A 475-nucleotide genomic window follows, 5' to 3' on the forward strand; every position below is an offset into this window, starting at 1 on the left:
AATTTTATTTTCAACAACAAGTTCTTTTCTGTCTAAAGCATTACGTACAGTGTTTAGCAACCTATTTAAATCTGGTGGTTTTGATATATAATCAAAAGCTCCTAAGCGCATCGTGTTTACAGCGGTATCTAAATCACCATGACCAGAAATCATTACCATAGGAATTTCTGGTTTTATTTTTTTAACGGCTTCTAATACTTCAACACCATCCATTTTAGGCATTTTAATATCGCAAAGTATTAAATCATAATCATCATTTTTTACTTTTTCAATACCAGCTAAACCATCTTCAGCTTCTTCAACCGTATACGTATCACTTTCTTCTGATAGTATTTTAACTAATACACGCCTTATAGCGGCTTCGTCTTCTATTATTAATATTCTTGACATAATTATATTTTAAATTTGAGACCAGTTCTTAAATAAAATGCATTTACATCGTCTAATTTAAAAATTTCATCTCTATTATCATTTC

1 protein-coding gene is annotated in these 475 nt (G+C 29.5%); it reads right to left on the minus strand.

Translation table 11 applies throughout. The features are described 5' to 3' along the window. Positions 1 to 390 (minus strand): sigma-54-dependent transcriptional regulator (locus tag FUA24_RS04840; protein ID WP_148540273.1); only part of this gene is annotated, 390 nt, incomplete at its 3' end. Positions 391 to 475: the final 85 nt, after the last annotated feature.

The organism is Seonamhaeicola marinus, assembly GCF_008085455.1.